Consider the following 26,283-nt stretch of genomic DNA (forward strand, 5'->3'; position numbering starts at 1 on the left):
GAGGAAGGGAAGAATAAAAGTATGGCAAGTATAAATTTTACATTGACAGGTTATCAAATTTTCGATCGCATTTACTCAGGAACTCGCACCCTAGTTTATCGAGCTTTCCGCACGGGCGATAAACAGCCCGTCGCCATCAAAGTCTTGCAGAACGAGTATCCCAGCTTCAGCGAACTGGTGCAATTTCGCAATCAGTACACGATCGCCAAAAACCTCAACTTGCCCGGAATCATCGAAACCTACAGCTTGGAAACCTACCAAAACAGCTATGCGTTGGTAATGGAAGACTTTGGGGGAATTTCTCTGGACGAATGGACGGAAAAACGGGAAACTGCGCCGACTCTGAGCGAGTTTTTGTCAGTGGCGATCGACCTGAGCAATATATTAGATATACTTTACCGCCACCGGATAATTCACAAAGACATTAAACCAGCCAATATTTTAATTCATCCCCAAACAAAACAAGTCAAACTCATTGACTTTAGTATTGCATCTTTGCTACCAAGGGAAACTCAAACCCTGATGAATCCTAACGTGCTGGAAGGGACACTCGGCTATTTGTCTCCCGAACAAACGGGAAGGATGAATCGGGGGATTGACTACCGGACAGACTTTTACTCTTTGGGCGTGACTTTTTACGAATTGCTGGCGGGACAATTGCCGTTTCAATCCAATGATGCGATGGAATTGGTACACTGTCATATTGCCAAGCAACCGCCATCACTGCATGAAATCAATCCCGAAATCCCGCCGATACTGTCGGAGATTGTCAGCAAATTAATGGCAAAGAATGCCGAAGGCCGCTATCAGAGTGCGTTGGGGCTGAAATTAGATTTAGAATTTTGTTTGAAGCAACTTGAAGAAAACGGTAGGATAGAGAGTTTTGCGATCGCGCAGAGGGATGTGGGCGATCGATTCATGATACCCGAAAAACTTTATGGTCGCGAAATTGAAGTCGAAACCCTACTCCAAGCCTTTGATCGCGCCAGTAGTGGCACAACTGAAATGATGCTAGTAGCTGGTTTTTCTGGGATTGGGAAAACTGCAATTGTAAATGAAGTTCAAAAACCAATTGCTCGCCAGCGCGGCTATTTCATCAAAGGCAAATTCGACCAATTTAACAGCAACATTCCTTTCTCAGCTTTTGTCCAAGCATTTCGAGATTTAATGGGACAATTGTTGAGCGCAAGTGACCAGGAGTTGAAAAATTGGCAAACTCAAATATTGCAAGCAGTGGGCGATAACGGACAAGTCATTATTGAAGTAATTCCCGAACTCGAAAAAATTATTGGGGCACAACCGCCCGCACTCGAATTATCAGGAACTGCGGCCCAAAATCGGTTTGATTTGCTCTTTCAAAATTTTATTCGCGTGTTCACCAAACCAGAACATCCCCTGGTGATGTTTTTGGATGACTTGCAGTGGGCTGATTCCGCCTCGCTGCGGTTAATGCAACTGCTGGTTTCCGAGTCAGCAACCGACTATTTATTAGTAATTGGTGCCTACCGAGATAATGAAGTATTGGCAGCACATCCGTTGATGCTGACACTGGATGCAATGGTCAAAGGTGGGGCAATGGTGAATACTCTGACGCTGGAACCGTTGAGTTCAACAAGTCTAAATCATTTGGTTGCTGATACGCTCAATTGCGATCCATCTTGGGCAAGACCTTTGGCTGATTTGGTGGCACAAAAAACCAAAAAAAATCCCTTTTTTGCAACGCAGTTTCTCAAAGCACTGCATCAGGATGGGCTGATTGAGTTTGACCAGGTTGCTGGTTATTGGCAGTGCGATATTGTGCGAGTTCGGGAGGCAGCGCTGACGGATGATGTGGTCGAGTTTATGGCGTTGCAGTTGCAAAAACTGCCGCCAGGAACTCAGAATGTGTTGAAGTTGGCTGCTTGTGTGGGGAATCAGTTTGATTTGGGGACTTTGGCAGTTGTCTCCCAGCAATTGGAAACGGAAACGGCGGCGGATTTGTGGAAGGCTTTGCAAGAGGGGTTAATCCTGCCTGAAAGTGAAATATACAAGTTTTATATCGGGCGAGAAAGACGGGAGGAGACCGAAAATTCGGAGGTGGTAAATTACAAGTTTTTGCACGATCGCGTTCAGCAAGCCGCCTATTCTTTAATTCCCGAACAAGAGCGATCGCGTGTTCACTATCAGATCGGACAATTACTGATCCAGCAAATTTCACCGGCAGCTATAGAAGAGCAAATTTTTTCAGTAGTCAATCAGTTGAATTATGGTATTGCGCTGATTGAAGACCAAACAGAACGCGACCATCTGGCACAACTCAACCTCACGGCTTGCCGCAAAGCCAGAGGCGCTACTGCTTATCAAGCTGCTCGCGAGTATGCTGCGATCGGGCTAAATTTGCTTGGAGAGAGGGCTTGGCAACGACAGTACGAGATGACCTTGAACTTGCACGAAATAGCCGCCGAAGTGGCTTCACTCTGTGGCGAATTTGACCAGATGAATCAGTGGATTGACACTGTGATTCATCATACCAGAACTCCCCTAGAGCGGGTGAACGTTTACATCGTCAAAATTCAGGCATTATCGTCCCAGAACAAGTTTTTAGAAGCAATTGCTATCGGTTTGTTGAGTCTCAAAGAATTAGGAGTTGAATTGCCCGATAGCCCTACCTCAGAAGATATTCAGCAAGCAGTGCAGGAAATTAATAGCTCGATCGGCGATCGACCCATTGAAGAGTTATTTGATCTGCCAGCGATGGTGGATACCCAAAAGCTGGCCGCGATGCAAGTGGCGGCAACTATGGCGACAGCTTGTTATCTGGGTGGTTCGTCTTTGTTTGCGCTGGTGACTGCCTTACAGGTAAATTTATCTATCCAATATGGCAACAGTCGTACTTCAGCTTATAGCTATAGTTGTTATGGGATGATTCTCAACAACTTTCTACAAGATGTGACGGTAGCCGATCAATTTGGCCGATTAGCTTATCGTCTTGCCAGTGGCGCGGATGCCAAAAATATTCGCTCTGCAACTTTTGCTGCACTCGGACTCTGTTTGCACCATCGTAAATCGCATTTGCGGGAAACCCTCCCCATTCTTGAGGCAGGCTATCAAGCCGGATTAGAAACAGGCAATCTAGAGTTTGTCGGGTATGATTTGTATACTTTTTGTCTAAATGCCTACTGCTGCGGTCAACCTTTGGCAGAACTTGAGCCCCAAATTCGGGCATACCGCCAGCAATTACTCGACCTCAACCAACTAACGACGGCAAATTATTGTTCGGTTTTTTGGGAAACAACGCTGTTTTTATTGGGTAATCCAAACAACTTGGAGATTTCCTTTGAACAGAAAGGCTATGACGAGAAGCTGATTTCTCAGTCGCTTGCCTCTAACGATTTTTACCGACTCTGCATCTTCTATCTGTACAAGGCGACGTTGAGATTCCTGCTGGGAGACATTGCTTGGGCCTGCGTAGATCTCGATCAAGCAAGACAGTATATAGCGGGAAGCGTAGGAAGTATTTCCGAAGCTGGTTTATATTTCTATGACTCACTCATAGCCCTTGCCACTCCTGAGTCCGAGACGGAGTTAGAAACGCAGTTGCAACGAGTTCAGGAAAATCAAACTTCGTTGCAGCATTGGGCACAACACGCCCCCATGAATTATTTGCATAAGTGGCAGTTGGTAGAAGCAGAGAAATACCGAGTTGCCAAACAGAGGGCAGAAGCTATTGAAATGTACGATCGCGCCATTTCTGGAGCGAAAGAAAACGAATACATCCAAGAAGAAGCCCTCGCTAACGAACTAGCAGCTAAATTCTACCTCGACTGGGGCAAAGAAAAAGTGGCGCAAGCTTATATGCAAGAAGCCTACTACTGTTATGCTCGCTGGGGTGCGAAAGCCAAAATCGATGACTTAGAAAAACGCTATCCCCAACTTCTTGCTCCCATATTGCAGGCAAGAGAAAATCGTTTTGGAATTAGCGAAACTCGCCTCCACACAATCAATAAATCGTCAGTTTTACATCAAACCTGGCACACAACTCTATCTAGCAGTAACAGTATTTACGAAGCCGTCGATTTCGCGACTATTCTCAAAGCCTCCCAAACTCTATCGAGTGAAATTCAATTAGAAAAATTACTGGCTGCACTGATGTGTGTGGTGATGGAAAATGCCGGGGCAAAAAAAGCAGTTCTCCTGTTGCTTAAGGATGGGAATCTCGCGATCGAAGCTGTGGCCTCTTTCCATCGAGATGTCATCTCAATATCTGTACCGCTGTCAGCCAGCGACGAGGTTCCCGCTGCTGTGGTCAACTATGTTAAGCGGACTTGGAAAACTGTAGTTTTGGATAATGCAGCAGTACAAAGCGATTTTATTGCCGATCCTTATTTGATGCAGGAAAATCCCAAAAGTGTGCTGTGCGCGCCAATTTTAAATCAGGGTAAATTAATCGGGTTGCTATATCTAGAAAATAACTTGACAATTGGTGCATTTACACACGATCGCATTGGAGTCATCCAACTTTTCTGCGCCCAAGCGGCTATCTCTCTAGAAAATGCCCGCTTGTACCAACAATCTCAAGCTTATGCACAACAATTAGAGCGATCGCTCCTCGATTTGCAGCAAGCACAGTTACAGATCGTGCAAAGCGAAAAAATGTCCGCCTTGGGCAATCTAGTCACAGGAATAGCCCACGAAATCAATAATCCTGTCGGCTTTATTAGCGGCAATATTGAGGAAGCAACCACCACGATCAAAGATCTGATTTCCCACTTAAAATTATACCAAGAAAAACTGCCAAATCCCGGGGAGGAAATCGAAGAAGATGCTGAGGATATGGATTTAGAGTATGCCTTAGAAGATTTGCCAAAGATGCTGTTGTCGATGAAAGTGGGATGCGATCGCATTCGCGGCATTAGCACCAGCCTCCGCACCTTCTCCAGAGCCGATAAAGACTACAAAGTTCCCTTTAATATCCATGAGGGCATTGACAGCACCATCTTAATTTTGAAACACCGGCTGAAGGCTAACGAACACCATCCCGCGATCGAAGTCGTCACAGACTACGGCAATCTCCCGCAAATCGAATGCTTTCCCGGTCAACTGAACCAAGTCTTTATGAACCTGCTTGCTAACGCGATTGATGCCTTAGAAGAATCAAACCAAGGACGCAGTTTCGAGGCGATTAAAGCAAATTCCTACTGTATCACAATTCGTACCAGCCTGTTGGGCGATCGGCACATCAAAATTCAGATTGCCGATAACGGTGCGGGCATGACTGAAGCCGTGAAAAAGCGGATTTTTGACCATCTGTTCACAACGAAGGCAGTAGGAAAAGGTACCGGGTTAGGATTGGCGATCGCCCGCCAGATTGTAGTCGAAATCCACGGTGGAACAATTAATGTCAATTCTATTTTGGGGGGAGGGAGTGAATTTGAGATAGTGTTACCTGTTACTGAATAAAAGTTAACTGTTGACTGTTGACTGTTAACTGTTAACTGTTGACTGTTGACTGTTGACTGTTGACTGTTGACTGATGACTAATGACTAATGACTAATGACTAATGACTAATGACTAATGACTAATCGGGCATTATACCAGCCCCGATCGGAATTGCGGACACGGGCAAAACTTCCAGCGCCCCTTCGCCAGATTGCCAAAATCTCAATTATGCTAACCTAGGCAAGCAGCAATCCCTTGTCATGAAGGCGATTAACATAATTTCAAACAATTTATTTGATTTAGGAGCGGTGTATCCCGTATGGCAAATCTGATCGGCACAGACAGCAACGACTTTATTCTAGGAACTCCGCTGAGCGATCGAATTCGCGCCTTAGATGGCGATGACACGCCCCTGGGTGCGGGAGGAGATGACACCCTAGAGGGCGACGGCGGCAACGACCAGCTTCTTGGAGGTGACGGAGCAGATTCGCTGATTGGCGGTGAAGGAAATGACGAACTTATTGGCAACCAAGGCCGCGATTTTGCTTCCGGCGGAAACGGCGACGACTCGATTCGTGGCGGTTTAGGCAACGACATCCTCGAAGGCAACGACGGGATAGACAGCGTGTTGGGAGATGCAGGGGACGACTTAGTTTTTGGCAACGGAGGCTTTGATGTAATTGCCGGCGGTACTGGCAACGACACCCTCACAGGGAATGACGGCGACGATTCCGTGTTCGGCAATGCTGATGACGACTTTCTCTACGGGAATGCGGGGAACGATTCTCTCAACGGCGGCAGTGGTAGAGATCAAATGTTGGGCGCTGAGGGCAACGATTATTTGACCGGCGGCGACGGCGACGACACTTTGTACGGCAATGCCGACAACGATTCGCTCTTCGGAGATGCTGGTAATGACCAGATATTCGGCGGCAAGGCTGACGATACAGTTTTTGGCGGCACCGGTTCCGATACCCTTCGCGGCGATGAAGCCGACGACTCGGTACTGGGAGAAGAAGGTAATGACTTTCTGTTTGGTGGCAAAGGTAATGATGGTATCGACGGTGGTTTTGGCGATGACTCCTTGGCTGGAGGTATCGGCGACGATACAATTTTGGGCGGTTTCGGCAATGACAATTTATTTGGAGCAGAGGGTAATGATTCTTTAATCGGAGGCGAGGGTTCGGATACTCTGACTGGCGGCAGCGGCAGCGATGTTTTTGGATTGGGAGCCGGGCCTGGCAGTCTGGCTTTAATTACTGATTACAATGACACAGAGGATTTCTTTGGACTGCCGAGCAATTTATCTTTCGCTCAACTGCTAGTTACCCAAGGCAACGGTGCAAATGTCAGGGATACAGTAATTACGACACTCGACGGCAAGCTTTTAGCAATTTTGATCGACACTCCGGCGGCGCTGATCGAAGCGAATGATTTTATCGCTGTGACTGGGACGGCTACTCCCAGGCCAACCACCATTACCACTACAACTACAACTACAGTTACAAGCACAATTACAGATCCAGCTCAACCTCAAACTTCAACTACAGAATCACTTCCAACTCCGCCTCCAACTCCCACGGAAGCAACGACTCCAACTCCCACGGAAGCTCCGGCTCCAACTTCCACGGAAGAAGCGACGCCGACTCTCACGGAAGCACCGACTCCGACTCCGACGCCGACTCCCACAGCAGCACCGACGCCGACTCCCACAGCAGCACCAACTCCGACTCCCACAGCAGCACCAACTCCGACTCCCACAGCAGCACCAACTCCGACTCCGACGCCGACTGCTACGAGGATTCCTATTCCGCCGACTGTTAGCGTGCCTGATTCGCCTCTGCTATCAATTAGTTCGATCCCCCCGACTGCCGGACTATTGCCAATGCCGGGCCAGACGCCGATATTCCCGACGGCGGTGCCGAACCCGATACCTGTTCCTACACCTGTTCCTACACCTTACGGGCTTTAGGTGCGATCGCGACGCTCAGTGATGAGTTATGAGTTAATGTAAAACTCACTAAACTCATCACTCAAAACTATTTAACGTCTTGGGGAGTTTCGGCCGAGTCTTCTGGCGACTCGGCTGGAGAATCTTCTAGGGGAGATAATTGTTGGCTGTACCCCAAGAGCGATCGAAGTTTCATGCGGTGGATGTAAGGCCAGCCGCCATTGGCTTCAATATTCCTAAGCAGTTTGTAAAGTGCTTGGCGGTTGTCGGGAAAAGACGCTTGAAACAAACCGTCCCGAATTTCCCGGTGCGAAGCTTCCAGCCTCCGCAGCAGGGCCAAAAGCAGCAGACTGTCTCCCTGACAACTTTCGCCTAAAGTCCGAATCGCCTCTGTCAGCGATTGCATTTGAGACTGCAACTTTTCTGACTCTAAATCTTTGCCGTTGTCCATACTGCTGCTTCCTTTGAAATCTACAAGGCCTTTGTCCCCAGCCTTTTGGTCAACCGACTAATCGAGCTAGTCGCGATCGCCATTCGGGGTCATAAGCAAAGTAACTTAAGTAGGTTGACTTAAGCAATATTAATTTGCAGTCCAAGTCAGGAAAAGAGCACAACCCGTCGTACCATGTGTATTGGGCTGCGATCCGAACACGATTGAGAAATCATAAGTTCATGCTTATTTTCACGGCACACTAGCTTGATTTTTGGAGTCAATGCCGGTGTCGGTGAAGCGAGCGATCTGGATCTAAATGCTGCCCTAAGCGCTGGCCTAGCCTGCCGGCGGGCAATTATATTTTGCTCGAAGTAGGGCTTTTTCTTAATATAATCCGATGTTGGATATTGAGGTTTGCAATGAAATATCGTGCTTTAATTGTTGCACTTTTAGCATTTTGCATGAGTGCGCTGGTTGCTTGTTCTTCTGCTCCTGACACGACGGTGGCGACTACTGAGTTGCTCACCTACGACGAGATTAGAGGTACTGGCTTGGCTAATAACTGCCCTAGCTTGGCAGAAACTTCTCGGGGATCGATCCCCATCGAAGCGGGCGCCACCTATAAACTGACTGGTTTGTGTTTGCAGCCCACAACTTATTTTGTGAAGGAAGAACCAGCAAACAAACGCCAAGAAGCGGAATTTGTGCCTGGTAAATTGCTGACCCGGTTCACGTCGAGCATTGACCAAGTTCAAGGTACGCTCAAGGTCGGTACAGACGGAACTCTGACTTTCACAGAAGAAGACGGCTTGGATTTTCAAGCTATTACGATTCAGTTACCGGGCGGAGAGCAAGTACCTTTCTTGTTTACCATTAAACAGCTAGTTGCAAGTTCCGAACCGGGAGTGGTTGCTATCAATACTTCCACCGATTTGAGAGGGGAGTTTAACGTTCCTTCTTACCGCAGCGCAGGCTTTTTAGATCCTAAAGCTCGCGGGGTATCGACTGGCTACGACAATGCTGTAGCGCTTCCGGCTACTGACAATTCCAAACGTGTGCGGGCTAATGTTAAGGTAGCTGACACGCGCACCAAGGCGGGCAAAATTTCTCTCCAAGTTGCTAAAGTCAACAGCGCCACTGGCGAAGTTGGTGGGATTTTTGAGAGCACGCAGCCTTCTGATACTGATTTGGGAGCTAGACCGGCTCTGGACGTTAAAATTCGGGGTTTGTTTTACGCTCGCATTGAGCCTTCTGTGTCATAAAATTGGCTTTCTGGATCGATCGAACTTGAGCAGTTTCTGGCCATAAAGCTCCTGCTCGCCCTTCATTAGCCAACAGTCTTGAGCAACATAACTTAGGACTGTTGACTAATGACTAAATTTCTGATTAAATAGTGGTCATTCGCAAGTTATGAAGTTGGGATTTTTTATTAATTAAAGTATTGTATTCAAACCGCTTTCAGTTTATAATATTTTTTTCAAAAAACCTGGTTAAATTGGGGATGCGGTCGAAGGCGTTCTACCTGGTAAAAGTCTGCCTTATGCCGAAAAAATGCGGAGAATCCCGCTAAATCCGTTCACGTACCGAAAACTCAACTGGTGTGTCCGCTATCACACCTATTAAGTGCTAGGATTACACTACCTAAAAGTGAATTTTTTTAGACTAGATTAGAAGCTAGATCTAAAGCAACCTCAGTCCTCTGCTCTACCCACCCTTATGCCACCATGTCTACCACACTGCCGAACGAGCTAAAAAGCGAAAATTTGCAATTGTTGCGCGAGTACCAACTTTCTGGATCGAATGAAATCCGCAATCAGTTAGTTAAACTGAATATTGGACTGGTCAGAAAAGAAGTTTACCACTGGATCAACCAGTGCGGTGAAAGCTACGACGATTTGCTGCAAGTCGGATGTATTGGGTTGATCAGGGCGATCGAGCGGTTTGATATCGCGAAGGGGCACGCTTTTAGTTCCTTTGCCATTCCCTACATTCGGGGCGAAATTCAACACTACTTGCGGGACAAAAGCCCTTCTGTGCGGTTTCCCCGCCACTGGCAGTCCCTGGAACGCAAATCAGTAGCAGCGATCAAGGAGTTGCAGGTGCAGTTAAACCGCAAACCTACGGATGCTGAAGTAGCAGCAGTCCTTGAGGTTTCTTTACAAGAATGGCAAGAAATTAAGTTGGCCCATCTCAACAGATCGCCTCTAAGTTTGGACGCGCCGATGCAAGATGAAGATGAGGGGGCGACTTGTCTGGGAGAATTGGTGCCCGATAGCAAGTATCGGAGTTTTCAGTTGGCGCAAGAGGATCAAATTCGCGTACAGCAAGCTTTGGCTATGTTGGAACAACGGACTCGCGAGATATTGGAGTTTGTTTTTCTCTACGATTTGACGCAGAAGGAAACGGCTGAACGCTTGGGTATCAGTGCGGTGACTGTTTCTCGGCGAGTTAAGAAGGGACTGGATTTGCTCAAAGAGATTATGACTAAACAGCTTTAGGTATTAGTCATTAGTCATTAGTCATTGGTCATTAGTCATTGGTCATTTGTCAGCAGTAGTTATACCAATTCACAAAAGTAGTGCGACATATAAATTATCAGCTATCGTCTGTAGGGAAACGGCACTGCCGTGTCCGGCCGATGGTGAGAGTGAATGAACGATAATTTATATAAGACAATTACTATACAATACTCCGGACAGTTTTTGAGATCGAGGCTGAAACCCTCATTCTACCGTTAGCATTCGACCTCACTGAGAAGGCTGAAACCCTCATTCTGCCGTTAGTGATTGAAAACTGTCCGGACTATTGACTATAGCAAGAGTTTTTTAAATTGGTATTAGTCAACAGTCAGCAGTAGTCAGTCAATAGTCAACAGAGATCGGTAATTAGTCAGTTGCTACCAAGAACAAATGACTAATGACTAATGACTAATGACTAATGACTAATGACTAATTTTTAGAGGCTGCGGACAAATTTATCGAGCCTTTCTACGGCTTTTTTAATTGTGCCTAAATCGGTAGCGTAAGACAAGCGAATATGGTCGTCTGCACCAAATGCAATCCCCGGAATAACTGCTACTTGCTGCTGTTCTAAGAAAGCGTCGCAAAATTCCAAAGAATTCATTCCCGTCTTGCTGATGTTGACAAACATATAGAAAGCACCGTCTGGTTTAATACAGCTAATTCCAGGGACAGCATCGAGTAATTCAAATATTACCTGACGCCTTTCGGCAAAAGCTAGACGCATTGTTTCGACAGACTCTTGACTGCTTTCCAAAGCTGCGATCGCACCGTACTGTGCAAAGGTACACACGTTTGAGGTACTGTGACCTTGAATGGTGCTGGTGGCTTTGATTAATTCGATCGGCCCGGCCAAATAACCGATTCGCCAGCCTGTCATCGAGTAAGCTTTAGCAAAACCGCTGCTGATCAGGGTGCGATCGAAGATTTCTTTGCCTAGGGAACCGATGCTGACGTGTTGGGCGCCGTCATATATAATTTTTTCGTAAATCTCGTCAGCAACGACTAAAATATCTCGATCGACTATCACCTCGGCCAAGGCTTTGATTTCCGCCGGAGTATACACCATTCCCGTCGGGTTAGAAGGCGAATTCAGTACAAATAACTTGGTTTTGGGAGTAATCGCTCGACTCAGTTGTTCCGGTGTAATTTTATATCCTGTAGAAGCATCAGTCCGTACAATTACTGGCTTGCCACTAGCGAGTTTCACCATTTCAGGGTAGCTTAGCCAGTAGGGAGCAGGAATAATTACTTCCTCTCCAGGCTCGATCAGAGCCATCATCAGATTGTAGAGGGAATGCTTGCCGCCGTTGGTGACAATAATATTTTCCGGTTGATAGTTGAGATTGTTGTCATCGCGGAGTTTGCGGGCGATCGCAGCTTTTAACTGCGGTTCCCCAGACACAGGGCCATACTTAGTCTTCCCCGCGTCTAAAGCTTGTTTTGCCGCTGCTTTAATGTGTTCGGGCGTATCAAAGTCGGGTTCTCCCGTACTCAAACTACAGACATCAATCCCTTCGGCCTTCATGGCTTTAGCCTTAGCGGCGATCGCCAAGGTTATAGAAGGAGAAACCTCACCCACTCGTGCTGCCAATTTAATCATTGGATTTTAGATATTAGATTTTTGACTTTAGATCATAGGGTGACAAATGTTGATATTCAACCCTGTTGTTAGGGAATTATGACATTTGTTTACATAGTACGTAAAGGATTAAGCAATTAAAGAATAAAAATTAAAGAAGCTGTTAGTTTTAATTTTTATTTTTAAATTTTTAAATTTTGACGTTATTATTGTACCATTTTTGATGCCTCGTTACCCTCAACCCCGATCTGCAAGCTTATGGATCTCAAATCTCTGATTCGCGACATTCCTGATTTCCCAAAGCCGGGAATTATGTTTCGAGACATTACAACTTTGCTGCGCGACCCGCAAGGGCTGAGCTACACCATTGACAGCTTAGCCGAAAAATGCTCGGCAATGTCTGTTGACTATGTGGTGGGCATGGAATCGCGAGGCTTTATCTTTGGCGCGCCGTTGGCTTATAAAATGGGAATAGGCTTTATTCCTGTCCGCAAACCAGGGAAACTGCCAGGTGCGGTTCATTTTGCTGAGTACGAATTGGAATACGGTGTCGATCGACTGGAGATGCACCAAGATGCGATGACTTCCGGTAGCCGGGTGCTGATTGTGGACGATTTAATCGCCACTGGCGGAACAGCGGCGGCGACGGCTAAGTTGCTGGAGCAAGGTGGCTGCGAGCTTGTCGGTTTTGCTTTTATCATTGAATTGCAGGCTTTGGGCGGCAGGCAGAAATTGCCCGATGTGCCGATCGTCACGCTAGTTGAATATTAGTTAGTTAACTGTTGGCAGTCAACTGTCAACAGTTGACTGTTGACAAATAATATTCTTGAGCTTTGCATCGGAATTATTCATCTCTCTCTTCTCTTTCTCTGCGATCTCTGCGTTCTCTGTGGTTACATAATTCCGATGCAATCAGCATTAATATCATTCACCATTCTTCCAATCTAAAATCTAAAATCTAAAATCTAAAATCGTATGACTTCTATTAAATCTAATCGAAATTGGCAATTATTGAGTTCTCTGTTTGCTGGGGAAACATTTACTTATGTTTTCAAGCGACTGTTGCAGGCACTTTTAACGCTATTTTTGGCATCGATGCTTTGTTTTGCAATTATTGAACTAGCACCGGGAAATTACTTGGATACTTTGAGCCAAAATCCGAAGATTTCGCCGGAGACACTCAAGCAGCTCGAACAGCAGTTCGGCTTAGATAAACCAGCGATTGTGCAGTATTGGCTGTGGCTGCAACAAATTGTGACGCGGGGAAATTTTGGCACGAGTTTTGTGTATCAGCGATCCGTAGCTTCGCTGCTGTGGGAACGGGTACCGGCGACGTTATTAATGGCGATCGCATCTTTGATTGTAACTTGGGCGATCGCGATTCCCTTGGGAATTGTCGCCGCCGTCAATCAAAACCGCACAGTCGATCGAGTTCTGCAAGTAGTTAGCTACACCGGACAAGGATTTCCGAGCTTTATCACAGCGTTACTGCTGCTATTTTTCGCACAGAATACTTCGCCTCTGTTTCCCGTCGGAGGAATGACAAGCATTGACCATGCAGACTTACCTTGGTGGGGTCAAATTCTCGATTACGGCTGGCACTTAATTTTGCCAACAGTCGCCCTCAGCGTTACTGGTTTTGCTGGTTTGCAAAGATTGATGCGCGGACAATTGTTAGACGTGCTGCGTCAAGATTACATCCGAACGGCAAGGGCGAAAGGTTTGCCGGACGATCGAGTAATTTACATTCATGCTTTGCGGAATGCTGTTAATCCGTTGATTACGCTATTGGGTTTTGAGTTTGCTAGTTTGTTGAGCGGTGCGTTTATTGCGGAATTTTTCTTTAATTGGCCAGGTTTGGGAAAGCTGACTTTGGAGGCGGTGAACAATCAAGATTTGTATTTAGTAATGGCAAGTTTGATGATGGGTGCGACCATGTTGATTGTTGGGAATTTGTTGGCAGATTTGCTGCTGAAAGCTGTCGATCCTCGGATTAAGCTGGAAGATTTGAAATAGAAGACTTAATTCAGTAATATGAGGTACGCAAGGGAGATTTGTAATAGTCAATATAGCAAAACCATTTGATTTGTAAACAATCGATTCAATCATCACAAGCGTTTCAGGTTGTTCTACATTCACGACTCAAATAGACTTGCTATAGTCAATAGTCAACAGTCAACAGTCAACAGTATTCCCATTACCCATCCCCTATGCCCCATGCCCCCTGACCAATCTCGGAGTGTTTTATGTCAGAAAAACAACCAAACGATGTAATGAGTTTTAGCCGCTTTGCCGACTGGTGCAGGCATATTGACAGTCTTTCAGAAGAGGCAAGGCACACAGTTAAAGTGTTGTTAAAAAAAGCTGGCACTGATGACCCTGAAGCAGCGGAGCAGATACTTTCAAGCATGACAGAACTCGATCTCAACAGAAATCGAATTACCGACATCAGCTTCCTCGGCTCGCTCACCAATCTGACCACACTCGATCTCAGCTACAATCAAATTAGCGACATCAGCTCTCTCGGTTCGCTCACCAATCTGACAACACTGTCTCTCCGCGGCAATCAAATTACCGACATCAGCTCCCTCGGCTCGCTCACCAATCTGACCACACTGGATTTCGGCGACAATAAAATTACCGACTTCAGCTTTCTCGGCTCGCTCACCAATCTGACCACACTGAATCTCTACAACAATCAAATTACCGACATCAGCTTCCTCGGCTCGCTCACCAATCTGACCACACTCGATCTCTGGCGCAACCAAATTACCGACATCAGCTTCCTCGGCTCGCTCACCAATCTGACAACACTTTCTCTCGAAAACAATAAAATTACCGACATCAGCTTCCTCGGCTTGCTCACCAATCTGACAACACTGGATCTGTGCAGAAATAAAATTGCCGACATCAGCTTCCTCGGCTTGCTCACCAATCTAACCACACTCAATCTCGACAGCAATGGAATTACCGACATCAGCTTTCTCGGCTCGCTCACCAATCTGACCACACTGAATCTCTACCACAATCAAATTACCGACATCAGCGCCTTGCGTAAGCTCACCAATCTGACAACACTGCATCTCGGCGGCAATCAAATTACCGACATCAGCGCCTTGCGTAAGCTCACCAATCTGACAACACTGGATCTGTGCAGAAATAAAATTACTGATATCAGCGTGTTAGGCCTCCTCGCACAAAAACGTCTTACTCTCTCGACTACGCCAATTGATGCTCAAAAAGCCACAGAAGCAGTCAAAGTTGCCTATGCCACTATTGGCTTAGAAGAACCCTCCGTTATTGTTTGCAGCAGTCCCCGCGATGCTTTTCTCCAACTCTTCAACTTGCCCAAAGGCGACCATTCACCAAACTGGTCAAAGGAAGAGCATTGGGATAGATTGGGGAAAAAGCTAGAGTGGAAATGGATGTCCCCATCGATTGTGAGAGAATTTACAAATCCGGCGGTGTGGGAGTATGAGCTTGATCGCATGACGATCGAGTCCGAAGCAGACAGCACACTGAGTTCGCTAATGTACGAAGTTGTTGAGGAATATGCTCGATCGGAACGAACGATGGGGATTTTTTTTCCCGCTCATTTGTTATACCTGAAATCCGCTGAAACCCCCACGACTTTGTTTAAAGAAATCTATTTGACTCAATGGTATATTTCTTCATTAGGCGTCAATATTTCCCAAAAAGCTCAAGAAATACATCACTGCCAAAAGCAGCTTTTCGAGCATTGCGGTTGGATATTTCCCTTTGAAAAAATTTGCGCGGTGTGCGATCGCCCGCGCCACCTGCGCTTTGACAGTCAAAACCGCTTGCACGCGGAAGGAGAACCTGCCATTGAGTTTGCGGATGGATGGAATTTTTATTATTATCATGGTGTCAGATTGCCTGAAGAATATGGCAAAGTCCACCCAAATCAATGGCAATCCCAATGGATTTTAGCAGAAGATAATGCCGAAGTTCGGCGAGTGTTAATTGAAGAAATTGGTTACGCTCGCATTTGTCAAGAATTGTCAGCAAAACAAATAGATAGTTGGCAGGAGTATGCACTATTACAAATAGGTGACGCCGATGATATAGATGACGCCTATGATGTCGAGCCGATTATTTTGTTAAAAATGACTTGTCCAAGTACGGGATTCATTCACGCTTTGAGAGTGCCGCCTGACCTGACATCAGCGAGGGAGGCAATTCGCTGGGTAAATTGGGATATTGATCCAGAGGAATTTTCCGTGCAGACTTGATATAATTGTGGCGAGGGATTTCTACAAGTAGTCAGCTACACTGGACAAGGATTTCCCAGCTCGCTCGCAGCAAAGCTGCTGCTATTTTTTGCTCAGAATACGAAGCCTCTGTTTCCCGTCGGAGGAATGACGAGTATTGACCACGCTGACTTACCGAATGTGGGGTCAAATCCTCGATTACGGCTGGCACTTAATTTTGCCAACAGTCGCTTTGAGCCTTACTGGTTTTGCTGGCCGGCAAAGATTGAGGCGCGGACAATTGTTGGACGTACTGCGTCAAGATTACATCCGAAAAGCACGGGATCGCCTGTTTGGCGGACGATCGAGTAATTTACATTCACGCTTTGCGGAATGCTGTTAATCCGTTGATTACGCTATTGGGTTTTGAGGCAAGCTAGTTTGTTGAGCGGTGCGTTTATTGCCGAATATTTCTTTAATTAGCCGGGTTTGGGAAAGCTGAATTTGGAGGCGGTGAACAATCAAGATTTGTATTTAGTAATGGCAAGTTTGATGATGGGTGCGGCGATGTTGATTGTTGGGAATTTGTTGGCGGATTGGCTGCTGAAAGCTGTCGATCCTCGGATCAAGCTGGAAGATTTGAAATAGAAGACTTAACTCAGTGAGAAGATGTCAGTTGTAACTTAAATCTTGCACCATTCTAAATAATCTGTAGGGGCGGTCTCACCAACAGTTTTAAATAATACAGACAGGTTAAACAAACCCGCTCCCACCCACAAAAAAAGCCCCTTATTGATATTGGTGCAAGATGTCAGTTGTAAATAAAATTTTGTCCCTTTCCGAGTGTTTTATGTCAGAAAAACAACCAAACCAGCCAATGATTTTTAGCCGCTTTGCCGACTGGTGCAGACATATTGACAGTCTTTCAGAATCGGCAAGGTACACAGTTAAAGTGTTGTTAAACAAGGCTGTCACTGATGACCCTGAAGCAGCGGAGCAGATACTTTCAAGCATGACAATACTGTATCTTGACAACAATCAAATTACCGACATCAGCGTCCTCGGCTCGCTCACCAATCTGACAACACTGTTTCTTAACGACAATCAAATTACCGACATCAGCTCCCTCGGCTCGCTCACCAACCTGACAACACTGTTTCTTAACGACAATCAAATTACCGACATCAGCTCCCTCGGCTCGCTCACCAATCTGACAATACTGTCTCTTGACAACAATCAAATTACCGACATCAGCGTCCTCGGCTCGCTCACCAATCTGACAGCACTGTTTCTCAGCACCATTGAAATTACCGACATCAGCTCTCTCGGCTCGCTCATCAATCTGACCAGACTCGAGCTGTGCGACAATCAAATTACCGACATCAGCGCCTTGCGTAAGCTCACCAATCTGACAGGAGTGAATCTCTACAACATTCAAATTACCGGTCTGTGCGTGTTAGGCGAACTCGCGCAGAAACGTCTTACTCTCTCTACTAGGCAAATTGATGCTCAAAAAGCAACAGAAGCAGTCAAAGTTGCCTATGCCGCTATTGGCCTAGAAGAACCATCCGTTATTGTTTACAGCAGTCCCCGCGACGCTTTTCTCCAAATCTTCAACTTGTCAAAAGGCGACCATTCACCAAACTGGTCAAACGAAGGAGATGGAAATAGATTGGGGAAAAAGCTAGACTGGAAATGGATCTCCGTGTTCCCATCGATTGTGAGAGAATTTGCAAGTCCGGCGGTGTGGGAGTATGAGTTCCGGCGCATAAGGATCGAGCCCGAAGCAGACAGCATACTGAGTTCGCTCATGAGGGAATTGGTTGACGAATTTGAGCAATCGGAACAAAGGATGGGGAATGTTTTTCCCGCTGATTTGTTAGGCTTGAAATACCCTGAAACCCCCACGACTTTGTGTAGAGAAATCTATTTGAGTGAACTTTATATCTCTTCACTAGGCGTCAATATTTCCCAAAAGGCACAAGAAATACTTCGCTGTCAAAAGCTGCTTTTCGAGCATTGCGGTTGGATATTTCCCTTTGAAAAGTTTTGCGCGGTGTGCGATCGCCCGCGCCACCTGCGCTTTGACAGTCAAAACCGCTTGTACGCGGAAGCAGAACCTGCGATCGAGTTTGCCGACGGATGGAATTTTTACTATTATCATGGTGTCAAATTGCCGGAAGAATACGGCAAAGTCCACCCAAATAAATGGCAATCCCAATGGCTTTTAGTAGAAGAGAATGCCGAGCTGAGGCGAGTGTTAATTCAAGGGATTGGTTACGCTCGCATGATTCAAGAATTGTCAGCAAAAAAAATAGATAGTTGGCAGGAATATGCACTATTACAAATAGATAATGCCGATGTCGAGCCGATTTGTTTGTTAAAAATGACTTGTCCAAGTACGGGATTCATTCACGCTTTGAGAGTGCCGCCTAACCTGACATCTGCTAGGGAGGCAATTCGCTGGGTAAATTGGGATATCGATCCACAGGAATTTTCCGTGCAGACTTGATGATGGTTGTCGCCGCTACACACAAAGCCCACCGTCGCAGGCTTTAAGATTAAAGTTAAAAAATAATTTCTGACCGTACAGATCCAAAATTATAGAGTCAGCGTATATTACTAATGAACGCAGTACAAAATTTCATAGGTTCGCACCGCTAAAAATTTCAGCTTGCCTGTTTGCAGTTGAGCTGCGATCGCCCTTGGCTACACAGCCAACTATAAAATACGGCTAAGTGATCTTTATTTAGGATTGGGTTTATTTGAACCCGGTGGCTGGTTTATATATCATTTGATCTGCCTGTAATACTTTTATGGCAACCCACCCCTACAGCCGAAAATAACAAAAACTATCCTAAAAGTGCGAACTTGTGATATTTTAACTGATAATACCACCGCCGTTAGGCAACAGAAGTATCAAATTTAGAGGCTGATTAGAAAATGGCAGAAATTAGAGGCACCGGCCAAGCAGACTTGCTAGCAGGAACTCCGGAAGATGACCTGATTTTTGGTTTGATGGGCACTGACACCATTGCCGGAAACTCTGGTAATGACAGCATTTATGGAGGTAAGCAAAGCGATTTAATTGATGGCAATTCTGGTCAAGATTCGCTTTTTGGAGATTTAGATAACGACATTATTAACGGCGGAGAAGGTAACGATTTTTTAGTGGGCGGAAAAGGCAGCGATTCCATATCGGGCAACTCTGGCAATGATGTTTTGTCGGGCGATCGAGATACTGATATCCTGATAGGCGGAGACGGGGCAGACCTATTTGTTTTGAGGCGCTACGCTGAGGCTGACCCTTCCCGTACCAGTGGCGGTGTTAGTTTGGCAAATGCCGACCTGATCGCCGATTTTGTACCAGGTACAGATTTAATCGGTTTGGGGGAAGGTCTCAGTTTTAGCGACTTGAATATTCTGGAAGCTGGAAACGATACTGTTATTCAAGACCGGGTAACAGGAGAATTTCTCGCTACTCTCAGAGGGGTGAGGCAAAGTGCGATTAACCAGGCAAGTTTCACTAATAATATTGGCAGCGTTGTTCCCAGCCCCCCGCCTCCAGCCCGGACAACGGCTTATGCTTTAACTCCTGCTAATCGGATTGTCGGTTTTAGTCTTTCCAATCCGGGAAGTGTCATCACAGATTTGCCCGTGACTGGATTGCAAGCGGGAGAAAGTTTGCTGGGAATTGATTATCGGCCGGCTAACGGTTTGCTTTACGGTGTGGGTTCTAGCAATCGCTTGTATACTGTCAATCCGATGACTGGGGAAGCAAGTCCAGTCGGTAACGGGGAGTTTGCTGTTCCCCTAACTCCGGGGGCTGCGGGTTTTGATTTCAATCCCACAGTCGATCGAATTCGGTTTGTCAATCAAGCCGATCAAAACGCCCGCCTCAACCCGGATAACGGGACACTTGTGGATTTTGACACGCTGGCGGGGGGAATTCAACTCGACGGGAATTTAGCTTATGTTGCGGGCGATCGCAATTTTGGGTCAAATCCGGCGGCAGCAGGGGCTGCGTATGTGAATAACTTTGCAGGGGCAACTTCGACAACGCTGTTTGTAATTGACAGCGATTTGGATGTTTTGGTGCGACAAGATCCGCCGAATAATGGAGGGTTGAATACGATCGGATCTTTGGGAGTTGATGCGAATAGCGTTCTCGGCTTTGATGTCAGGAGTATTGGCGGCCGCGAGGTGGCAGTGGCGGCGCTGGAAGTTGGTGGCATTTCCGGCTTGTACAATATCAATTTAAGTAGCGGTCAAGCTTCCTTTGTCGGTCAAATTGCCGACGGGAGACAGATTAACGGTTTGGCTTTGCCTTTGCCTACAGCTTACGCTTTAACTGTTAGAAATGGCGCTGAAACAATTGTCGGTTTAAATGAGGCGGCACCGCGGGCGATTCTCAGTGATGCAGCAGTTACAGGGTTGCAGCCTGGAGAAAGTTTGCTGGGAATTGATTTTCGCCCCGCTAACGGTGTGCTATACGGTGTGGGTTCTAGCAATCGCTTGTACGCGATTAATCCAGTTACTGGGCAAGCAAGTGCAGTCGGTAGTGGCCAGTTTGCTGTTCCCCTAACTCCGGGGGCTGCGGGTTTTGATTTCAATCCGACAGTCGATCGAATTCGCTTTGTCAATCAAGCCGGTCAAAACGCCCGCCTCAACCCGGATACGGGGGCACTTGTGGATTTTGACACGCTGACGGGGGGAGTTCAACTCGACGGGAATTTGGCTTATGCTGCGGGCGATCGCAATTTTGGCAATCCCGGCGCGGCTGCTGCTGCTGCGTATGTGAATAACTTTGCAGGGGCAAATTCGACGACACTATTTGCAATTGACACCAATTTAGACATTTTGGTGCGACAAGATCCGCCGAATAATGGGGTGTTGAATACGATCGGATCTTTGGGAATTGATGCTGGTACCGTTCTCGGCTTTGATGTCAGGAGTGTTGGCGGTAACGAGACGGCTTTGGCTGCGATCGAGGTTGGCGGAGTTTCCAGCCTGTACAATATCAATTTGACGACTGGTCAAGCTTCGATTGTCGGTCAAATTGGTGACGGGCGAGGGATTAAAGGCTTAGCACTGACTTTGATTTAAATAGGGGAAGGAAGAAGAAGGAAGAAGGAAGAAGGAAGAAGGAAGAAGGAAGAAGGAAGAAGGAAGAAAAATAATTAAACTTTTTTAATTTACCAATGCCCAATTCCCGATTCCCGATTCCCAATGCCCAATTTGAGTTAATCTATTATTTTGCCAACCAAGATAATATGTTATCTCAAGTTTTTTACTTGCTACGTTCCCGCAGTGACGGCAAATATTTGTCCGCGAATCCCAATCCAGATGCGGCAGTGAGTTACCTGCTGATGTTTCGCGAAGACTATGACGCTTTGAGCTATCTCAATGCCCACGCTGCTGATGTTGCCGATCGATTTGGAGTAGAATCGATTTCCGGTTCTCAGGTAAAAAAGCTACTTGAACGTTGGGGCTTTAACGGTGTGGGGGTTGTTCAAGACCCGCTGTTACCCAATATTGAGTTTTTATTGACAAAGGATTGACAATTGACAAGATTTGGTATTCACCCGGTTTCAGGAAGAAATCGGGTTTTTTTGTCAAGTTTTGAGGAGCTCGCCCGATCGAGCTTGTACACTTCTGTGCCCCATATTTAGTGCAAATTGTCAAATATATTAACCTTTAACCCTAAATCTGAATCCTGTTGTATATTCGTAGTCTGTTGATTTATTCCGACACGTCAGTACACAACCTATGGTTAGAGAATTAGAGCGATCGAGTGCCAGCGATCAACGCAACCTGTCCGATTTTCCCGAAACAGCACCCGCAGCCAATCCAGTATTTTTTAGGACTTACAGCCGCCGTACCGAGACAGGGCGGGAGACTTGGGAGGAAGTGTGCGATCGAACAGTTAAGGGGCTGCAAAAGCTTGGAAACCTCACCCCCGAAGAAACACAACTGCTGCACCGGATGCAAAACCAGCTCAAAACCCTCGCTTCAGGCCGCTGGCTGTGGGTAGGTGGCAGCAAATGGATCGAGCAACCAGAGAATTTTTCCGGCGCATATAATTGCTCCTCAACAAATATTCTCGACTGGCGTTCCTTTGGTTTGTTGATGGATTTGGCAATGATGGGCTGCGGCACTGGGGCAGTCTTGGAACCACAATATATCAACCAACTGCCACCGATTCGCAACCGTTTAACCCTAACCATGCAAGGCGAAATCGGCTCTACACCCGCCCAGTCGCGCCGTCAAGAAACAGAAGTAAAAATAGACGAAAAAACCGCAACTATTTATGTCGGAGATTCTCGCCAGGGTTGGGTAAAATCCTATCAAACTTTGCTGGAATTATCCACAGATGAAAGATTTGCAGGAGAAGTTCAAGTATTCATCGATTTGAGCGACGTTCGCCCGGTAGGAGAACCTTTAAAAGGTTTTGGCGGAGTAGCAAATCCGGTGAAATTGCCCGACCTTTATCAGCGCTGCGCCGCAATTTTGAATAAAGCTTTAGGGCGGCAGTTAAATTCAGTTGAATGCTGCGTGTTGATTGATGAAGCTGCGGTCACGATCGTCGCCGGCAATATTAGAAGATCTGCCGGGATGCGTCAGTTTTCTTTTGATGACGAACTGGGGGCAAATGCTAAAAATAATTTGTGGCAACAAGATGAAAGTGGCAACTGGAGAATAGATCCAGAACGCGATGCCCTTCGGATGGCCAACCATACGCGAGTTTTCCATACCAAACCTACACTAGAAGAATGTATTGATGCTGTCCGTAAACAGTATTACAGCGGCGAAGGTGCGATTCAATGGGCCGGCGAAGCTGTAGCTCGATCTAACGTTGATTTACTTTCTACACCGAGTCTTAAACTTGAGTTTTTGAAAGCTTATGACGAAGGAAAAGCTAAAGAGTGGTTGCAGGAACGCCATCCTAATATGACTGCTGGCGAGTTAGAGCATAGGTTAGTTCGTGTGGGCTTAAACCCGTGTGGTGAAATCATCGGCTCTAATTTTCATTGTGTCAGTGGCGACACTCTGCTAATTACTAGAGACGGACTGCATAAAATAAAGGACGTTCTTGGAACTGAAATCGAGATTTGGAATGGTAAAAGATGGAGCTGCGTCACACCATTTAAGACAGCGAGTGATACTTGTGGCGGGCGACGCAAACTTTATCGTGTAAAGTTTGGTGATGGTACTTATCTGGATGCCACAGAATATCATCGCTTTTTTGTCAAGGATCGCTTTGGTAAAGTTTACAGAGAAGTTCAAACCAAAGACTTGATGGATACAAGCCGCTATAGCATTCATACTGAACCTTTTACAATTCAGTATGAAGATGGCTTGAATATCGATTCAAGTTATGCTTACACTTTGGGGGTCGCTCTAGGAGATGGAACTACCGACAAAAATGACAATGCGAAAGTTCGACTTTACGAACATAAAATGGCATTGTCAGTAGCAGGAAATAAGTCTCCTGAAAGAAGCTATGACTATTTACCTGCTTTTACCGATGTAACTAACTTGAGCTTTTCTGGAGAGTTGCTGAAAAGTTTGAAAGTTAACCCAGAAGCACTAAATGTAATTGCGAGCTGGAATCGGCAAGCAATTTTACATTTTATTGCTGGATTAGCCGATACGGACGGCTCGAATACCCACAGTAATGGTATCAGAATTTATATTTCTGACCGCGATCGCGCTTTTAGAGTTCAGTTACTTTTGACCAAATGTGGTATTCGTTCGTCGCTAAATCTTTGCGCTCATCAAGGGTCAATTACTAATTACGGTGTCCGAAGTCGAGATTTGTACTACTTGCAAATTACTGAATGTGGTGAAATTCCTTGTCAGCGGTTAGATGTGAGCAAAGGGACGAATGCTAAACACAAAGGTAAATGGCAAGTGGTCAGAAGTGTCGAAGAATTACCAGGATTGCACGATACTTACTGCTTCAACGAACCAGAGTTTCATAAGGGAGTTTTCGGCAATACCCTAGCTGGAAACTGTAATTTGGCGGAGGTTCACCTCAATCAAATTGACCCTTACAACTTCAAAGAACAGGAAGAAGCTTTCAGGGCTGCGGCTCTATCTGTCGCGGTACTTCTCAATCACAAATTTCTTGAACCCCGCTATCAATACAGCCGCGAATTAGACCCGATTGTCGGCGTATCTTTCACGGGATTGTTCGATTTCTTCGTTCATGCTTTTGGCGTTGAGTGGCTGCGCTGGTGGGTGGAAGGCCGCCCGCAAACTCCGCAAGGAATCGCTTTTAAACAGCGGGAAGAAGAGTATTTGAGTGGTTGGCGCGAGATTGTCGATCGGGTAGTATGGGATTATTGCGATCGTCATTCCTTAAAACGCCCCAATCGCTGCACAACCGTTCAACCATCGGGTACTAAATCTCTGCTGACAGGTGCTTCTCCCGGCTGGCATCCGCCGAAAGCCCAGCGTTTCATTCGCCGAATCACTTTCGGCAAAAACGACCCCGTAGCCCTCGCCTGCATCGACTACGGATACAACGTGATTCCGTCTCAATCTGACAAAGATGAAAACGGCAATTTGCTGAACAATCCCTTCGACGAACGCTGTACAGAATGGCTGGTAGAAATACCTGTTGCGGTAAGTTGGGCTGACTTGCCCGGTGCTGATGAAATTGACATTAACAAGTTCTCAGCGGCGGCACAAATGGACTTTTATATGCAGGTGCAAAAGTTCTATGTCAGACATAACACTTCAGCCACGATTGAACTGCGCGAAAATGAAGTGGAAAGTTTGGGCACTCGGATTTATGAAGCGATTCGCGATGATGAAGGCTACATTTCCGCAGCGCTTTTGGCTCGGTTTGATGCTCTTGAAACTTTTCCGCGTTTGCCCTTTGAACCGATAAACAAGGAAACTTACACCAAGATGGTGGAAGAGACTTTAGCGCGCCGCCAAATAGATGTTTTTCATGCGGCACTAAGTCGTTATGACTTAGGTGAAATGATGGATTCAGGGCCAGCGGGCTGCGATTCCGATAAGTGTTTGATGCCAGAGACTAAGGCTATGTAATAGCCTTGAAAGAAATCCCCCGTTTGGGGGATTTTTTTATGTTGTTTTTAAGTGCTGGTTCAGCAAAAATCGTAGGGGTGAGTTCACCAACCATAATTGCCTAAAATCAATAATCTCGTAAACCCGCCCCCACCCAACGACTAATTGTCACTCTCTCCCCGTGTCCGGGAAGGGATTCTTTGAAAATTACCGATCGAATGTTCTGTAGCAAGTGTCAGCTTGCTGCGACTCTAGCAAGTCGGGGTTAAATATCACCGCGAATTTCCCGCCAGGAACCAAGCGACGGAGAATCTCTAGATGACCGTCCGCATCCGATCGAGTGCGGAACTGACCAACTGTCAACCGCTGCATTTTGGGCAGCAAACGAACCAGCACCCAAGGATAAAGTCGTTCTTTGTAAGGCATAATTAACTTGTCTCCATTACGTATGGGAGCCAGAGCCAGTGCTGATAGGTTGGTAGCCGGGACGCACTGGCTTTCTGACGAATGTGATGTTCTCCTCTCATACTACGGACAAATTATGGTTAAGTCAACTTAACCATAGGAATTCTGAATTTGGATAGTTAATGAGTAGTGTGGGGGAAAAACTCAAACAGCGACGCCAATCGCTTTCTTTAACGCAGCAGCAAGTTGCGGATGAATTGGGCGTGAGTGTAACCACTGTGAAAAATTGGGAAGCGGGTAGACATATTCCAAAACTCTATCTCGAACAGACGAAAGTATTGTGCGACCTCCTGAAGCTGTCCTTAGACGATTTGGTAGATTAAATATTTTTTAAATTTGTAACTAATAGCAACATGATAAGAGGTGCAATTTCAGATGAAATTCCTGGGAAGCTGGCACAGACGATCGCCGGGTGCTGCGTGGCAGTTCTTGGCTCAACAATGCGATCCTTTGCCGCAGTGCCTATCGTACCAGGAAGCGGGCGAACGTCCGCACAACGACATCGGTTTTCGCGTTGCTTTGGTTTCCGGTTCTGTGCTGTAGTCTCCCATTTTGACAACTGTCGTTACAGAGACAAGGAGTATTAAGTAGGTCGGCGCAAAAAAACCGAACTATGTTAAGATAAGTAAACAAAGAGAATATATCTACTGAGGTAACTAAA

14 protein-coding genes and 5 pseudogenes are annotated in these 26,283 nt (G+C 46.2%); 16 read left to right on the plus strand and 3 right to left on the minus strand.

The window, feature by feature from the left end:
- The first annotated feature begins 21 nt into the window (after positions 1–21).
- On the plus strand, positions 22–5,439 hold the full coding sequence (locus tag Q5691_RS18495; protein WP_333346190.1) for an AAA family ATPase: 5,418 nt from the start codon (positions 22–24) through the stop codon (positions 5,437–5,439).
- A gap of 299 nt (positions 5,440–5,738) precedes the next feature.
- Positions 5,739–7,391 carry a calcium-binding protein gene (locus tag Q5691_RS18500; RefSeq protein ID WP_333346193.1) on the plus strand — a complete coding sequence of 551 codons (1,653 nt, stop codon included), beginning with the start codon at positions 5,739–5,741 and terminating at the stop codon, positions 7,389–7,391.
- Positions 7,392–7,458: 67 nt separating this feature from the next.
- Here Q5691_RS18500 and Q5691_RS18505 read toward each other — a convergent pair whose 3' ends face one another.
- The gene (locus Q5691_RS18505; RefSeq protein WP_333311867.1) at positions 7,459–7,821 is read right to left on the minus strand and encodes a hypothetical protein; all 363 of its coding nucleotides are present in this window, start codon (positions 7,819–7,821) and stop codon (positions 7,459–7,461) included.
- A 401-nt stretch (positions 7,822–8,222) separates the two neighbouring features.
- Here Q5691_RS18505 and Q5691_RS18510 point away from each other — a divergent pair, with 401 nt between their 5' ends.
- Positions 8,223–9,065, plus strand: coding sequence for a photosystem II manganese-stabilizing polypeptide (locus Q5691_RS18510; RefSeq protein ID WP_333209506.1), 843 nt, complete (start codon positions 8,223–8,225; stop codon positions 9,063–9,065).
- 462 nt (positions 9,066–9,527) lie between these two features.
- On the plus strand, positions 9,528–10,301 hold the full coding sequence (locus Q5691_RS18515) for an RNA polymerase sigma factor SigF (protein WP_333209505.1): 774 nt from the start codon (positions 9,528–9,530) through the stop codon (positions 10,299–10,301).
- A gap of 457 nt (positions 10,302–10,758) precedes the next feature.
- Here Q5691_RS18515 and Q5691_RS18520 read toward each other — a convergent pair whose 3' ends face one another.
- A complete protein-coding gene (locus Q5691_RS18520) occupies positions 10,759–11,925 on the minus strand; it encodes a pyridoxal phosphate-dependent aminotransferase (protein ID WP_333346196.1) in 1,167 nt (388 codons plus the stop codon).
- Between the two features lie 237 nt (positions 11,926–12,162).
- Here Q5691_RS18520 and Q5691_RS18525 point away from each other — a divergent pair, with 237 nt between their 5' ends.
- The 10 genes and pseudogenes from Q5691_RS18525 (at position 12,163) to nrdJ (ending at position 25,178) form a co-directional block, all read left to right on the plus strand.
- Entirely contained in the window at positions 12,163–12,675 is a 513-nt protein-coding gene (locus tag Q5691_RS18525) for an adenine phosphoribosyltransferase (protein ID WP_333209500.1), read from the plus strand.
- 204 nt (positions 12,676–12,879) lie between these two features.
- A complete protein-coding gene (locus Q5691_RS18530; RefSeq protein ID WP_333209498.1) occupies positions 12,880–13,920 on the plus strand; it encodes an ABC transporter permease in 1,041 nt (346 codons plus the stop codon).
- A gap of 392 nt (positions 13,921–14,312) precedes the next feature.
- Positions 14,313–15,077 (plus strand): annotated as a pseudogene (locus Q5691_RS27730) (leucine-rich repeat protein); the annotation flags it as partial.
- A 459-nt stretch (positions 15,078–15,536) separates the two neighbouring features.
- A pseudogene (locus Q5691_RS27735) lies at positions 15,537–16,157 on the plus strand (DUF6745 domain-containing protein); the annotation flags it as partial.
- A 21-nt stretch (positions 16,158–16,178) separates the two neighbouring features.
- A pseudogene (locus tag Q5691_RS18540) lies at positions 16,179–16,763 on the plus strand (ABC transporter permease); the annotation flags it as partial.
- Positions 16,764–17,127: 364 nt separating this feature from the next.
- A pseudogene (locus tag Q5691_RS27740) lies at positions 17,128–17,553 on the plus strand (leucine-rich repeat domain-containing protein); the annotation flags it as partial.
- A 507-nt stretch (positions 17,554–18,060) separates the two neighbouring features.
- Positions 18,061–18,627: pseudogene (locus Q5691_RS27745) on the plus strand (DUF6745 domain-containing protein); the annotation flags it as partial.
- A gap of 431 nt (positions 18,628–19,058) precedes the next feature.
- Entirely contained in the window at positions 19,059–21,221 is a 2,163-nt protein-coding gene (locus Q5691_RS18550) for a DUF4394 domain-containing protein (RefSeq protein ID WP_333209492.1), read from the plus strand.
- A 167-nt stretch (positions 21,222–21,388) separates the two neighbouring features.
- On the plus strand, positions 21,389–21,676 hold the full coding sequence (locus Q5691_RS18555) for a hypothetical protein (RefSeq protein ID WP_006630975.1): 288 nt from the start codon (positions 21,389–21,391) through the stop codon (positions 21,674–21,676).
- Positions 21,677–21,884: 208 nt separating this feature from the next.
- Entirely contained in the window at positions 21,885–25,178 is a 3,294-nt protein-coding gene (gene nrdJ, locus Q5691_RS18560; RefSeq protein ID WP_333209490.1) for a ribonucleoside-triphosphate reductase, adenosylcobalamin-dependent, read from the plus strand.
- Between the two features lie 186 nt (positions 25,179–25,364).
- On the opposite strand, the gene Q5691_RS18565 is transcribed toward nrdJ, so the two are convergent.
- Positions 25,365–25,583: a hypothetical protein gene (locus Q5691_RS18565; protein WP_333209489.1), complete on the minus strand. Its 219-nt coding sequence runs from the start codon at positions 25,581–25,583 to the stop codon at positions 25,365–25,367.
- Positions 25,584–25,744: 161 nt separating this feature from the next.
- Here Q5691_RS18565 and Q5691_RS18570 point away from each other — a divergent pair, with 161 nt between their 5' ends.
- The gene (locus Q5691_RS18570; RefSeq protein WP_333081626.1) at positions 25,745–25,945 is read left to right on the plus strand and encodes a helix-turn-helix transcriptional regulator; all 201 of its coding nucleotides are present in this window, start codon (positions 25,745–25,747) and stop codon (positions 25,943–25,945) included.
- Positions 25,946–25,997: 52 nt separating this feature from the next.
- Entirely contained in the window at positions 25,998–26,165 is a 168-nt protein-coding gene (locus Q5691_RS18575; protein ID WP_333209487.1) for a hypothetical protein, read from the plus strand.
- The last annotated feature ends 118 nt before the right edge of the window (positions 26,166–26,283 follow it).

Source organism: Microcoleus sp. w1-18aA5 (genome assembly GCF_036701705.1).
Classification (GTDB): Bacteria; Cyanobacteriota; Cyanobacteriia; order Cyanobacteriales; family Microcoleaceae; genus Microcoleus.